At 27.2% G+C, this 13,267-nt stretch carries 15 protein-coding genes and 1 tRNA gene; 8 read left to right on the top strand and 8 right to left on the bottom strand.

What is annotated here, in order from left to right:
* Nucleotide 1: 1 nt before the first annotated feature.
* On the bottom strand, nucleotides 2-1,264 hold the full coding sequence (locus ACIJYA_RS05750) for a cytochrome b (protein ID WP_435087932.1): 1,263 nt from the start codon (nucleotides 1,262-1,264) through the stop codon (nucleotides 2-4).
* A gap of 8 nt (nucleotides 1,265-1,272) precedes the next feature.
* A complete protein-coding gene (gene petA / locus ACIJYA_RS05755) occupies nucleotides 1,273-1,782 on the bottom strand; it encodes a ubiquinol-cytochrome c reductase iron-sulfur subunit (RefSeq protein WP_435087934.1) in 510 nt (169 codons plus the stop codon).
* 90 nt (nucleotides 1,783-1,872) lie between these two features.
* On the opposite strand from petA, the gene ACIJYA_RS05760 reads away from it, so the two are divergent.
* From ACIJYA_RS05760 to greA, 3 genes are read left to right on the top strand one after another with little or no spacing between them, the layout of a single operon-like run.
* On the top strand, nucleotides 1,873-2,331 hold the full coding sequence (locus ACIJYA_RS05760; RefSeq protein WP_435087936.1) for a tRNA (cytidine(34)-2'-O)-methyltransferase: 459 nt from the start codon (nucleotides 1,873-1,875) through the stop codon (nucleotides 2,329-2,331).
* A 1-nt stretch (nucleotide 2,332) separates the two neighbouring features.
* Nucleotides 2,333-3,160, top strand: coding sequence for an oxygen-dependent coproporphyrinogen oxidase (gene hemF, locus ACIJYA_RS05765; protein WP_435087938.1), 828 nt, complete (start codon nucleotides 2,333-2,335; stop codon nucleotides 3,158-3,160).
* 3 nt (nucleotides 3,161-3,163) lie between these two features.
* The gene (gene greA / locus ACIJYA_RS05770) at nucleotides 3,164-3,640 is read left to right on the top strand and encodes a transcription elongation factor GreA (RefSeq protein ID WP_435087939.1); all 477 of its coding nucleotides are present in this window, start codon (nucleotides 3,164-3,166) and stop codon (nucleotides 3,638-3,640) included.
* On the opposite strand, the gene ACIJYA_RS05775 is transcribed toward greA, so the two are convergent.
* The 4 genes from ACIJYA_RS05775 to ACIJYA_RS05790 all read right to left on the bottom strand — a co-directional run bounded on the left by ACIJYA_RS05775 (nucleotide 3,637) and on the right by ACIJYA_RS05790 (nucleotide 7,553).
* On the bottom strand, nucleotides 3,637-4,911 hold the full coding sequence (locus ACIJYA_RS05775; RefSeq protein WP_435087941.1) for a CCA tRNA nucleotidyltransferase: 1,275 nt from the start codon (nucleotides 4,909-4,911) through the stop codon (nucleotides 3,637-3,639). The genes greA and ACIJYA_RS05775 overlap by 4 nt on opposite strands.
* Nucleotides 4,912-4,914: 3 nt before the next feature.
* Nucleotides 4,915-4,988: transfer RNA gene (locus ACIJYA_RS05780), tRNA-Gln, on the bottom strand.
* Nucleotides 4,989-5,021: 33 nt separating this feature from the next.
* The gene (locus ACIJYA_RS05785) at nucleotides 5,022-5,867 is read right to left on the bottom strand and encodes a 4-(cytidine 5'-diphospho)-2-C-methyl-D-erythritol kinase (RefSeq protein WP_435087943.1); all 846 of its coding nucleotides are present in this window, start codon (nucleotides 5,865-5,867) and stop codon (nucleotides 5,022-5,024) included.
* Nucleotides 5,868-7,553, bottom strand: a complete 1,686-nt coding sequence (locus ACIJYA_RS05790) for a tetratricopeptide repeat protein (protein WP_435087945.1) — start codon at nucleotides 7,551-7,553, stop codon at nucleotides 5,868-5,870.
* 11 nt (nucleotides 7,554-7,564) lie between these two features.
* On the opposite strand from ACIJYA_RS05790, the gene ACIJYA_RS05795 reads away from it, so the two are divergent.
* The 3 genes from ACIJYA_RS05795 (at nucleotide 7,565) to ACIJYA_RS05805 (ending at nucleotide 10,161) form a co-directional block, all read left to right on the top strand.
* A complete protein-coding gene (locus ACIJYA_RS05795; RefSeq protein WP_435087947.1) occupies nucleotides 7,565-8,284 on the top strand; it encodes a uracil-DNA glycosylase in 720 nt (239 codons plus the stop codon).
* Nucleotides 8,285-8,425: 141 nt separating this feature from the next.
* Nucleotides 8,426-8,998, top strand: coding sequence for a ribonuclease HII (locus ACIJYA_RS05800; RefSeq protein WP_435087949.1), 573 nt, complete (start codon nucleotides 8,426-8,428; stop codon nucleotides 8,996-8,998).
* Between the two features lie 92 nt (nucleotides 8,999-9,090).
* The gene (locus tag ACIJYA_RS05805) at nucleotides 9,091-10,161 is read left to right on the top strand and encodes a site-specific DNA-methyltransferase (protein WP_435087951.1); all 1,071 of its coding nucleotides are present in this window, start codon (nucleotides 9,091-9,093) and stop codon (nucleotides 10,159-10,161) included.
* Here ACIJYA_RS05805 and ACIJYA_RS05810 read toward each other — a convergent pair.
* Nucleotides 10,158-11,309 (bottom strand): NAD(P)-binding protein, encoded by a 1,152-nt coding sequence (locus tag ACIJYA_RS05810; RefSeq protein WP_435087952.1) that lies wholly within the window; start codon nucleotides 11,307-11,309, stop codon nucleotides 10,158-10,160. The two genes, ACIJYA_RS05805 and ACIJYA_RS05810, sit on opposite strands and share 4 nt — an antisense overlap.
* Entirely contained in the window at nucleotides 11,306-12,289 is a 984-nt protein-coding gene (locus ACIJYA_RS05815) for an A/G-specific adenine glycosylase (protein WP_435087954.1), read from the bottom strand. Before ACIJYA_RS05815 ends, ACIJYA_RS05810 begins: the two co-directional genes overlap by 4 nt.
* Here ACIJYA_RS05815 and ACIJYA_RS05820 point away from each other — a divergent pair, their 5' ends adjacent.
* The gene (locus ACIJYA_RS05820; RefSeq protein WP_435087956.1) at nucleotides 12,290-12,778 is read left to right on the top strand and encodes a DUF721 domain-containing protein; all 489 of its coding nucleotides are present in this window, start codon (nucleotides 12,290-12,292) and stop codon (nucleotides 12,776-12,778) included.
* 18 nt (nucleotides 12,779-12,796) lie between these two features.
* Complete coding sequence (locus ACIJYA_RS05825; protein ID WP_435089270.1) at nucleotides 12,797-13,264, top strand: DsbA family protein; 468 nt, start codon at nucleotides 12,797-12,799, stop codon at nucleotides 13,262-13,264.
* Nucleotides 13,265-13,267: the final 3 nt, after the last annotated feature.

Here is a 13,267-nt window from a genome sequence, read left to right on the forward strand (position 1 = left end):
TTTATTTATCAAAACTTTCATTATGTTTAGCCGTAGCTAAGTTAGGAGAGCCTCCAAGCACTGGTTCTGTAATACTTAATGGAACAGGTAGTGTTTTTTCTTTAAATCCTAAAACAGGTAAAATCACTAAAAAATGAAGAAAGTAATATGCTGTAGCTACTCTCGCAATCAACAAGTAAAGCCCTTCAGCTGGCATAGCACCCATGTATCCTAAAATTAGAACATCAGCTACAAGTATCCAGTAAAACTGTTTGTACAAAGGTCTGAATACCGCAGATCTAATTTTTGAAGTATCCAACCAAGGTAGCACTGCTAAAATTAAAATAGCTGAAAGCATTGCCACAACTCCAAGTAATTTGTCAGGAACTGATCTTAAAATTGCATAAAAGGGCAACAGATACCACTCAGGAACAATGTGAGCTGGAGTAACCATTGGATTAGCTTCAATATAATTATCAGCATGACCTAAAATATTAGGTGAATAAAAAACAAAAAAAGCAAAAACAATCACAAACATTAGTAATGCAAAACCATCTTTAATTACGATGTAAGGATGGAACGGCACAGTATCTTTTGAAGGTTTCTTTATATCAATTCCAACTGGGTTGTTATTTCCAGGAACATGAAGTGCCCAAATATGCAAGACTACTAATCCCAAAATTAAAAAAGGAATTAAGTAATGAAGTGTAAAAAATCTTGTTAATGTAGGGTTGTCCACTGAATAACCACCCCATAACCAAGTGACAATTCCTTCACCCACTAATGGAATTGCACTAAATAAATTTGTTATAACTGTTGCTCCCCAGAAACTCATTTGACCCCAAGGTAATACATAGCCCATGAATGCAGCAGCCATCATTAATAAATAAATAATTATTCCAATAATCCAAATAATCTCTCTTGGAGATTTGTAAGATCCATAAAATAAAGACCTAAATATATGAATATAAACTGCTAAAAAAAACATTGATGCACCATTTGAATGAATGTACCTGATCAACCAGCCATAGTTTACATCTCTCATGATATGCTCAACACTTTCAAAAGCCATATCAGCGTGAGCTATGTAATGCATTGCAAGCGTTAAACCAGTGACAATCTGGGTTATTAAACAAAAAGTTAAAATTCCACCAAATGTCCACCAGTAGTTTAAATTTTTTGGAGTGGGATAATCTGTTAAGTGATTTGCTAAAGTTAAAAGCGGAAGCCTATCGTTAAACCATTTTCCAACTTTTGACGTAGGTGTGTATTCGTGATCACTCATAATATTATTTATCCAATTTTAATTGTGTTAGCGTTAACAAATTCATATTTTGGAACTTCCATATTTAAAGGTGCGGGACCTTTTCTAATTCTACCAGATGTATCATAATGCGAACCATGGCATGGGCAGAACCATCCATCATAATCACCTTTGTCATTTAATGGTACACAACCTAAATGAGTACAAACTCCAAGCATTACTAACCACTCAGGATCTTTAGCTCTGTCTTCATCTTTTTCAGGATGTTTTAAATCTTCCATTTTAACAGATTTTGCTTCTAAAATTTCTTCTGGCGTTCTTCTTCTAATAAAAACTGGTTTACCTCTCCAAAGTACAGTTATTGTATTTCCAGGTTTGACTGAACTTACGTCAACTTCCGTGCTTGCTAATGCTTTTACAGATGCGTCAGGATTCATTTGATCTACTAATGGCCAAACCACTGCACCAACACCAACTGCACCAACTGCGTACGAGGCAGTAAATAGAAATTCTCTTCTTTTAGGCTTTTTATCTGACATTTTTTTAAATATTATTGTTAAAAAATTACTTAATATACGATTTCTTATAAGATAATAGTTTTTTTTCTACTGAAAGAATGACACATAATTATGAGCCATAGACCCATTATTGCATTATATGAACCAGATATTCCTCAAAATACAGCAGCAATAATTAGAACATGCGCTTGTTTGGGCGCTAAACTTGAAATTATTGAACCATGTGGTTTTCATCTCAGTGATAAACGTTTTAAAAGAGTAGTTATGGATTATATGGATTGGGATAAAATTGATTTATATCAAAGTTCAAAACATTTCTTTGAGGCAAAAAAGAATCATAGAGTTATTTTAATGACAACAAAAGCATCGATATCTTATACAAAGTTTAATTTCAAAAAAGATGATACAATATTGTTTGGGCGAGAAAGTGCTGGTGTTCCTGAAAATATTCATCAATCTATAAATGATCGTTTGAAGATACCAATGAATGAAAATGCTAGATCACTTAATATTGCGTCCTCGGTTGCAGTTGTTTTAGCAGAAAGTTTAAGACAAACAGGGTTAATATAATATGGATAATGAAATAAAAAAAGACATCACTAGTAATTGGTTCAAGCTTTTACAAAATGCTATTTGTGATGATATTGTTAAATTAGAAAAAAATAAAGTTAAATTTAAATCAACGACATGGCAAAGAAGTAAAAGTAAAGATGAAGGTGGTGGTGAATATAGAATTATTAAAAATGGAAAAATTTTTGAAAAAGTAGGAGTAAATTTTTCAAAAGTTTATGGAAAATTTCCAAAACAATTTCAAAAAAATATTCCTGGAGCAAGTAAAGATCCAAGATTTTGGGCGTCTGGAATTTCGATAGTAATGCATATGCAAAATCCCCACATTCCAGCTATGCATTTCAACACTAGATATATTTGCACAACTGAAAATTGGTTTGGTGGAGGGATGGATGTAACACCTTCAATTAAAGATGTTAAAGAAAAAACCAAATTTCATCAATCACTAAAAAAAATGTGTGATCGTCACAGTAAAAAATATTATAAGAAATATAAAGAATGGTGTGATGAATATTTTTATTTACCACATAGAAATGAGGCAAGAGGAATTGGTGGAATTTTTTTTGATTATAAAAAAGATAATTTTGAAAAAGATTTTAAATTTATAAGAGATGTAGGAGTTACATTTCAAATGATTTTTAATGATATTATTGAAAAAAAAATCACAAAAAAATGGACTTTAAAAGAAAAAGAGATGCAGTATATTAAAAGAGGTAGATACGCTGAATTTAATTTATTGTATGATAGAGGAACAAAATTTGGCTTACAAACAGGCGGAAATGTTGAGGGTATATTGATGTCATTACCACCAATTGCTAAATGGAAATAAAAAATGGATAAAGAACCAATAACTCTAAATGGTTTAAACAAACTAAAGGAAGAATTAGTTTATTTAAAAGAAAAAAAGAGACCTGAAATTGTGGCTGCGATTGCAGAAGCAAGATCACATGGAGATCTCAAAGAAAACGCAGAATATCACGCAGCTAAAGAGGAGCAATCTCACAGTGAAGGTCGAATAACAGAAATCAATGATATCATTGCAAGAGCCAACGTCATTGATGTTACAAAATTAAATAATGATGGAAAAATAATCTTTGGTTCAACTGTATTTTTAGAAAACCTGGATAATGGTGAAAAAATTAACTACAAAATTGTTGGCAAAGATGAAGCTGATTTAAAACAAAAACTAATTTTTTTTCAATCACCAATTGGAAAAGGTTTAATTGGAAAAAATAAAGATGATCTGGTGGAGATTACCACTCCCGCTGGAGTTAAAAACTTTGAGGTAAAAGACGTCAAATATATTTAGCTTTTAATGATTTTTTGAATTTGTTTTTCTGAGATTTGAAAACTATTTTGAACCCAAATTTCTTCTATTAATTTTAACTTATTGCCCAATATCTTTCCCGCAGGAATATCATATTTAGTCATTAAAGTGTTTGCATTGATCGGTAGAGTTGGAATAATTTTATCTTTATAGGTCTCCACTAATTTAAGTAATTTTTTTTCAACTTTAAGTGATGTAAATAGTTTAAAATTGATAATATCAAGTACAGTTTGTTTGCCATTAAAGTAAAAAATCTTATTAAAATTCTTTTCATTAAAATTTTTTATACTTACGTTTTCTTTATAGAAAAAATCAATTGATCTTAATCTTTTTTGATCTTTTTTAGAGAGATTAAATTTATAAATAAAATAATCCGTATTATCAGTTCCATCTACAATCATTAGTGAAAGTAAAAAGATAAAATCAATCTTGGATAAATTATCAAGAGCATAAGAATTTAATTTTTTAAAATTTTCTAAATTTTTAAGTTGAGGAAAAATAATTTTTATAAGCTCTAAACTGATTTCATCTTTAAATATTTTTAAGAATGCTTTCGATTTTATTAATTTTTTAAATTCATCTAATAATCTTTCTGAAGATAATTTTGAAATCCCCCCAATATTTTTTTTAATTATTTTAATTATCTTATTGTTATGACTTTGATTTGAATAATTTATAAAAAATCTCACATATCTAAGAATACGTAAGTAATCTTCTTTAATTCTATTTTCTGCTTCTCCAATAAAATTAATAATTCCACTTTCAAGATCTTTTTTACCATTAAATGGGTCAAACAAATTTCCATCTTTGTCGGAGTATATTGAATTTATGGAAAAATCTCTTCTAGCTGCATCTTCTTTCCAATCTGTGGAAAATTCTACCTTTGCATGTCTTCCATCTGTAGAAACATCTTTTCTTAAAGATGTAATTTCATATTTATGCTTATCAATTATTGCCGTGATAGTTCCATGATCAACGCCTGTTTCATAAAAATTAATCTCTTTTTTTTTTAAAGCATCACAAACTTCACTTGGTTTTAGATTGGTGGCTAAATCAATATCATCAACAATTTGTTTTTTTATAATTTTTCTTACACAGCCACCAACATATCTAACTTCACTACCTTCCGAATAAGTATTAAGTGCTTCAAAAATTCTATTAGCAGGTGTTTGGTTTGTTAAATCAGTAAGATTTTGACTTATATAATCAAGATTACGAGATCTAAAAAAAATTTTATCTAAAAAATTATACATATTTGGCTGGGGCGCTAGGATTCGAACCTAGGATGCCGGTACCAAAAACCAGTGCCTTACCACTTGGCTACGCCCCAATATTGTTTTCATATAACATAAAAAAATAATATTTATATAGTTTTCGATGCATTACACCAATAATTTTTAAATTTTCTTTTAAATTTAACTTTGGCTAATTCACAATCTTGATTATTTTGATAATACGCAACTATTACCGACCCAGAGCCTGTCATTCTCACAAATAGAGGTTGGTTTAAATTTTCCATAAAAGATTTTAATTTTTTTAGTTTTGGATATTTTGAAAATGCAACTTTTTCTAGAGCATTTTCTTGTTTTAATAAAAATCTTAAATTTAACATATTCTTATTTGGATTGCTCAATACTGGTTTACTAAACTTTTTAACACCTGAATAAATTTTTTTTGTAGAGCATCCAAAATTTGGACGCACAAGTAAAATATAAAAATTAGAACTTTTTAAAAATTTTTTAATACCTCCACTGGATGACAAAATAGTACTTTTTTGAACTATACCTAAAATCACATCTGAACCAATTAAATTTGTTAATTGTAAAATTTTTTTTTGGTTAATTTTGACAAATTTTTTTTTAATCAAAAAATTTAAAATAGTTGCTGCATTCATTGACCCACCACCTAGGCCTGCTTCCTGTGGAATATTTTTTTGAATTTTTATTTCAAATTTTTTATTATTTAATAATTTCTTGTCATCTAAAATTTTAAATAATTTATCAACAGTGTTATCCTTTTTAATATTTCTAGAAAAAATTCCACTAAAAGAAATTTTATGTTTATTGCTGTCAATTCTCTTAATTGTAATTAAGTCATGCAATTTTATAAACTTTACGATACTTTCAATCTTATGTAGTTTAATTAGTTTGCCTGTAACATGCAAAGCTAAGTTTATTTTAGCAAACGATTTAAGTTCATAAATTTTCATTTAAGAATTATTGAGGCCTTCTATAATTTTAATATCTATTTTTTCCTTAATATCTTCATCAGTGTCATCTAATCTTAAAACGTAGTTCCAAAAGTATCTTGCTTGAATATTCCTATTCAATTTCCATAAAATATCACCATAGTGATCATTAACAGTTGGATCTTCAGGCATTAGCTCAACTGCTTTTTTTATATATTTTTCTGCCTCGTTATAATTTTTTATCAAGTAATACGCCCACCCTATTGAGTCCGTAATATAAGGATCATTACTCCTTAAAGCGTAAGCTTTCTCCAACATTTGTATTGCTTCATCTATTTTATAATCACGTTCTAACCATGAATATGCCAAATAATTTAAAACATAGGCGTCATCTGGATTTATTTCAAGTGAGTGTTTTAAATCTTCGTCTGCTTTTTGGTAATTACCCAATCGTTCATAACTACCACCTCTCCTATACAATAAATCAGATTTAATCTCCGAATTGACACTCAAAGATAAGATGATTTCACTGTAGTATTCAATTGCTTTTTCATAATTTTTTGAATTTTTGTAAAAGTTTGCAATATCAAAAACCATTTTCACATTCGGATTTTTAATTTTACTAAACTTTGAACTTATAAAATTTATACCCTCATTATATCCTTTATTTTTGATAATTATCTGAGCTTCTTTTTTTACTCTAAACCAATAATAAAATTCATATTGCTTATCAATTTTTTTTAGAATTTTTTTAGCCTTGTCATATTCGTCGTTAAGATAAAAGTTTTCAGCTACAAGTGTTGAATTTAAAATGAATTTTGGATTTAAATAATTTGAAAGATTTAGATAAAAATTGGATTTTTCAATATCATCTTGAGATGAATAAAGATTTGATATTAAAAATAAAAATTCACCAATTATGTCATTATGGTTATTGCATGAAAAAATTTTACCGAACTCTTTAAAATTTTTATTTTCCACCCAACTCTTACTTTGGGACAACAGAAGTGTAGAATTTATATATTCAAGTTGATCAGCGACTACCTTTACTTCCTCAATTTGATTATTCTCAATTAAATAATTGATATAAAAAAATATATATCTTGAATAATCTCCATCAGGATTATTTATTAAATTTAAAAAAGATGATCTAGTGTTTTCTTTTTTCAAATAGCATCTTTGAAATGCTTGATTTATAATAGAGATATTACCAAAGTTTTTTTTATTAATTAAAATTTTTTTATTTTTAAATGTATGAAGGTATTGTCTTAAAGTTTCAAATATTACTAAATTAAATCTATTTTCATTTTGAAATTTTAAACTTAAATTTAAATATTTTTCAGCTTGATCTAAATTATTTTTTTTTAAACTATCGGCTATTAAAAGAATGTATGCATCAAAAAAATCTAAATTACTTTTGTTATTACTATTTTTTATTACATTAATAGCTTGAGCAACTTTATTTTCTAGAACCAAAGAATAAGCATATCGTTTTAAATATGCGTCATGTTTATTAAGTAGTACCTTAGAAGCATTAAAAAATTTTAATGCATCAGAATTATCGTTATTCTCAAAGGCAATAATTCCTGAAAAATAATTTGATAGATCTCTTGAATTGAAATCATTAAAACTAGCACTTTTAGAATATACAGACGTCTGATAGAATAACCCTAAAACTACTATTAGTTTTATTAGTTTATTAAACATTTGATCATTGTATGACTAAAAAAGTGATAAATCAAAAAGGCAAATTCGACGAGGAATTAATAAATACGATTGAGCCTAACTATGTATTTAAAGATAAGCCAATAAATAGATTTAACATTATCGAAAATAGCAATGACAGTAATCAAACAAATAAAGCTGAGCTACTAGAAGAATTAAAAAAACAAATAAATTCAATCGAAAATTGTAATTTAAAAGACAATTCTCAAAATCTTGTCCTTGGGGATGGAAATATAAATAGTTCAATTATGTTAATTGGTGAGGCTCCAGGAATTGAAGAAGATAAATCTGGCACAACATTTAAAGGTGAGGTTGGAGACCTATTAAACAAAATGCTGCTCGCAATAGAAATAAAAAAACAAAATATTTATTGTAGTTATGCTATAAATTTTAGACCTCCAGAAGATCGCAAACCTACTACACAAGAAATTAAAAGATACTCTGTTTTCTTAAGAGAGCATATTTCTATTATTAACCCAAAAATTATTATTCTTATGGGCAGCTCAGCAATGGAAGCTGTAACAGGTATTAATAGTAAAATATCTTCTGAAAGAGGCAAATGGAAAGAAACAATATTAAAAAATAAGACATACCCAGTGATGATATCATTTAATCCATCCTATTTAATTAGATTTCCAGAAAATAAAAAATATTCTTGGGAAGATTTAAAAAAGATTAAACAGAAAATTAATGACATGAAAATTATTATTTAAATTTATATGATTAAATTACATAAAAGATATGTTTATTGGTGGAAAGAAAAACTCAATATCTCTAATTATGGCCTTCTATGGATTTCTTTCATAAAAGGAATTTTAGTTGGACTGCTAATTTACCACTTCTTAATTGTTTAAATGAAAATTATAGCTGGTGTCGATGAAGTTGGAAGAGGAAGTTTAATAGGGCCAGTTTATGCAGCTGCTGTAATATTAAATACAGATATTAATAAAAAGTTATTAAAAGATTCTAAAACTATTACTAAAGATAAAAGAGAATTATTATCAAAATATATAAAAAAAAATTCTATTTGGGTAATTGGTAAAGCATCAGTTAGAGAAATAGATAAAATCAACATCCTACAAGCAAGCTTGCTTGCAATGAAAAGAGCAATTAAAAAACTTAAAAAAAAACCTACACAAGTTTTAATCGATGGAAATAAAATTCCTTATTTAAAAAACTATAATTTAAAAGCAATAATTAAAGGTGACCAAAAAATTCCTTCTATTTCTGCAGCATCCATTGTTGCTAAGGTTGCTAGAGATAAATTCATAACTAAATTGGCAAGCAAGAATAAAGGTTACGGTTGGGATCAAAATTTTGGTTATGGAACTAAACAACATTTAAAAGCTATTAAAAAACTTGGAATAAATAAGCATCACAGGAAAACCTTTTCTCCGTTATCTAAATTAAAGACACACAATATCTAGTTGCCCAATATTAAGTCAGCACAAATCGAATCCAAATAATTCAATCTCAGGTTGACGCTGGAATCCTTTTGGAGTCTAATTATTTTATATAAATGAATACTGAATTTAAAAATAAAATTGTTAATGGAGATAGTCTTGAGGAGTTAAAAAATATTCCTAGCGAAACTTTTGATCTAATTTTTGCAGATCCTCCATATAATTTACAATTAAAAAATGAATTAATTAGACCAGATAGATCTAAAGTTAGCGCTGTGAACGATAAGTGGGATCAATTTGAAAATTTTAAGAAATATGATGAATTTACATATTCTTGGCTAGCAGAGTGTAAAAGAATTTTAAAAAAGGATGGAGCGCTATGGGTAATAGGAAGCTATCATAATATATTTAGAGTAGGAACGGCAATTCAAAATCTAGGATTTTGGATATTAAACGATGTCATTTGGAATAAAAATAATCCAATGCCTAATTTTAGAGGAACACGTTTTACTAATGCTCATGAAACTTTAATTTGGGCATCTAAGAGTGAAAAATCAAAATATACTTTTAACTATCAGTCTTTAAAATGTTTAAACGATGATCTTCAAATGAGATCTAACTGGAATCTGCCAATTTGCAATGGAACTGAAAGACTAAAAAAAAATGGAAAAAAAGTACATTCAACACAGAAACCAGAGGCACTGTTACATAGAGTTTTACTCGCTTCATCAAATAAAGATGATTTAATTTTAGATCCTTTTTTAGGGTCAGGTACAACAGCAACAGTTGCAAAAAAATTAGGTAGAAATTATTACGGTATAGAAAAAGAAAAAACATATTTTAAAGCTGCCGAACAAAGATTAAAAAACACCCAACCTATTAAGGATGATTTCTTAGATACTTTGAAAAATAATAGATCTAAACCAAGAATACCTTTTGGTTCATTAGTAGAGCTAGGTATAATTAAACCAGGTACAAATATTTTTGATAACAAAAAAAAAATTACTGCGAGAATAATGGCTGATGGAAGCATTAAGCATAATCAAGCAGAAGGATCTATTCATAAAGTTGCAGCAACTATTTTAGGTGCAGAAAGTTGCAATGGTTGGACTTATTGGCATTGTGATATTAACGGGAGAACTTATCCAATTGATTATTTAAGACAACGATTAATTTCTAAAAATTAATTTTTATAAATTCTACCTAAATAATTTTCCAAGAATCTCTTATTTTTAGTTAATATCCTTAAGCTAATATTTCTTAAAAAGACTATGACTGGGTTAGATAAGTGAAAAGCAAATTGATTTAATTTTGATCTATTATTAATCATTTTAACTTTTAAAATTCTATTATCATAAAAATTATTTTTATTATTTGTGATACAGTCAAACAACTCCGAACCACATTCAATCGATTGAGAGGCACCTTGTGCAAATGAAGGTGGAAAAGCATAAAATGCATCACCAATTAAGAAAATATTTTTCCCAGGTTTAACGAAACCTTTGCTTACAAATATTGGAAAACATTTAATATTTGTAAGATGATCTAAAATAGTTGAGGAAGTTTTGCTTTGTAAATTGTCTTTAATACCTTTAAAGAAAGTCACATCTTTAAAAAGACTATAATTTTCAAGCTCATTTGCTGTTAATTTATACTTTAAAACTCCAATAAAATTGAATGCTTCATTATTGTTATTAACCGGATAAATTACATAATGAAAATTTTGACCCATAAATAAAGAAATATTTTTTTCATTTAACTCATTGAGTTTATTTCTTGAGATATTTCCTCTAATCGCAATGGAATTATTAAAAACTGGTTTTATTTTATTGTCAGAAATTAATGATTTTCCTTTAGAAAAAACACCATCAGAAATAATTAAATGATCACAAATTACTTTGTTATTTTCGTTAAAAATTAAATTTATTTGATCGTTATTTTTTTCAATTTTTGAAATATTATGATTATATTTTAATAAATTAATATCCAACCTATCCTTTAAAAATTTAATTAATTTAGATCTCTTAAGTGCTGTATACTTGCAATCTTCAGAATTAAATTCTGAAATGTTAAGATCACATATTTTTTTTTGTTGCTTAAGTTCATAAAAATCAATTTTTTCTGGGTTAAATTTGTCTTTATTATCTAAAGTATTAAATCCAATTCTGTTGAGAAGCTTAATGCTGTTATTAGATAACTGTATTCCATACCCCTCATCCGATTCAATAGAACTATTTTTTTCATAAATAGTGACGTGGTAATTGGGGTTTTCTTTAAATAAATTTGCAATAAACAAACCTGAAATACCAGCTCCAATTATTGCAATTTTTTTCATTTACAGTTTTCCAGATAAGTAACAATTTTTTTTGTAAAAGTTGGCAAAGTATAGTTTTTTAATTTTTTAGGATCAATCCAATAAGAAAATGGGATTGGCTTAATAATCTTATCATTTTGAATTTTAATATTCATATTCATATTAGACATTTTAAAATTTAAATTTTGTTCAAAATTTTTAGGCTTAATTAATTCCTCCATCGGAAAAATATTAAAGTTCTTTAAAAAATTAAAATTTTTGTTTTTAACTAATAGATATTTATTATCTTTTTTATAAACCTTAAGTAAAAAATATTTTTCTTTGTTTTTCTTTTTAAATTTAGACAATTTAAAATCTTTTTTTATAAATGATTTACACTTTTTTGTGATAGGGCACTTTTCACAATAAGGATTTGTGGGCTTGCATATTAATGCCCCCAATTCCATTAATGCTTGAGCATAATCACTAGCTCTAGCAGATGTGCCTAAAAAAGTTTTTTGTTTGATTAAATTTTTCTTTTCAATTTCATTTTCATTTTTTAAATAAAGATATCTTTTTAACACTCTTTCAATATTACCGTCTAAAGGAATAATAGGTTTATTGAATGCGATAGCTAAAATTGCACTTGCTGTATAATCTCCAATACCAGGAAGTGACTTAAGATCTAAAAAATTATCAGGTAAATTTTGATTAAAATCTTTAATAACTTTTTGTGCAGTTTCTTTGAGATTTTTAACTCTTGAATAATACCCAAGACCTTCCCAAAGTTTAATTAGTTTTTGATTATCACAATTTGCCAAACTTTCTAAATTGGGAATTTCTTTAATAAATCTATTAAAATACGGAATCACTGTTGCAACTTGTGTCTGCTGCAACATAAATTCACTAACCAATGTATAATATTGTTTTTTTTTAGATGAAGTTTTTTTTCGCCAAGGTAATGATCTTTTATTTATATCATACCAATTAAGAATTTTATTTGTTATTATCAATTCTTTCATATGCAATTTAAAGATAATACTAAGCAGAGAAATAAAACCATTCAAGGCCTAAGATCATTTAAAGACACTTTGCCAAAGAATGTAAAAAAAATCATAAATAAAAAAGGACATATTTATTCTGAAACTTTAAATAACTGGAAGTACATTGTTGGTGAGAATTTATTTAAAGTTTGCTATCCAAAAACATTTAAAAATTCAAATAAATTTGGAGTAAGCACTTTATTGATAATGGTTAAAAGAGGTCATGAAGTTGATATGGAATATTCGAAAAAAGATATAATGGATAAAATGAATAGTTTTTTTGGATACTCAGTAGTTGAAAAACTTAAATTTATTAGCTTTGATGATGAGCAAAAAATTTTTGTTAAAACAAACACTGCTCGCCAAAATGACGCAATTAATAAATACCAAGATCAGATTAATAATGTTAAGAATGAAAAAATTAAAAAATCACTTGTCGAACTAACTAAGGTCTTTAAAAAAAAATGAAAAAATTTTTAACCTATAATTGCGTTTGAGTCTTTGACTTGTAGTCATTGTGCGAGTTTTCACAAAGATGTATACCCTCAACTTAAGAAAGAATACCTTGATACTGGTTTGGCTAAAATTGAATTCAGACATTTCCCATTAGATGTAGCTGCATTTAATGCCTCTAAAGTTTCGCAATGTAAAAATGATGGTGATTCGGCAATTTTGAATAGTCTGTTCGCCAACCAGCAAAAATGGGTAAAGGGTAATTCTGTAGAGGAAGCAAATAAAAATCTTCAAAAATTTTTAATTAACCAAAGTTTTGATATTAATTTTGAAAAATGCATAAATAACAAAGAAATAGAAGATTTTGTTTTAAATGATCGAATTGATGGAGTTAAAAAGTTTAAAGTAAATGCTACTCCTACGATAGTAATTAATAATAAAAAATTCGAAAAAACTCTTAATTATAAAAATTTAAAAAAAGCTCTAGAAAAACTGATATAAGTT

This window comes from Candidatus Pelagibacter bacterium nBUS_29, assembly GCF_051200905.1.
Classification (GTDB): domain Bacteria; phylum Pseudomonadota; class Alphaproteobacteria; order Pelagibacterales; family Pelagibacteraceae; genus Pelagibacter.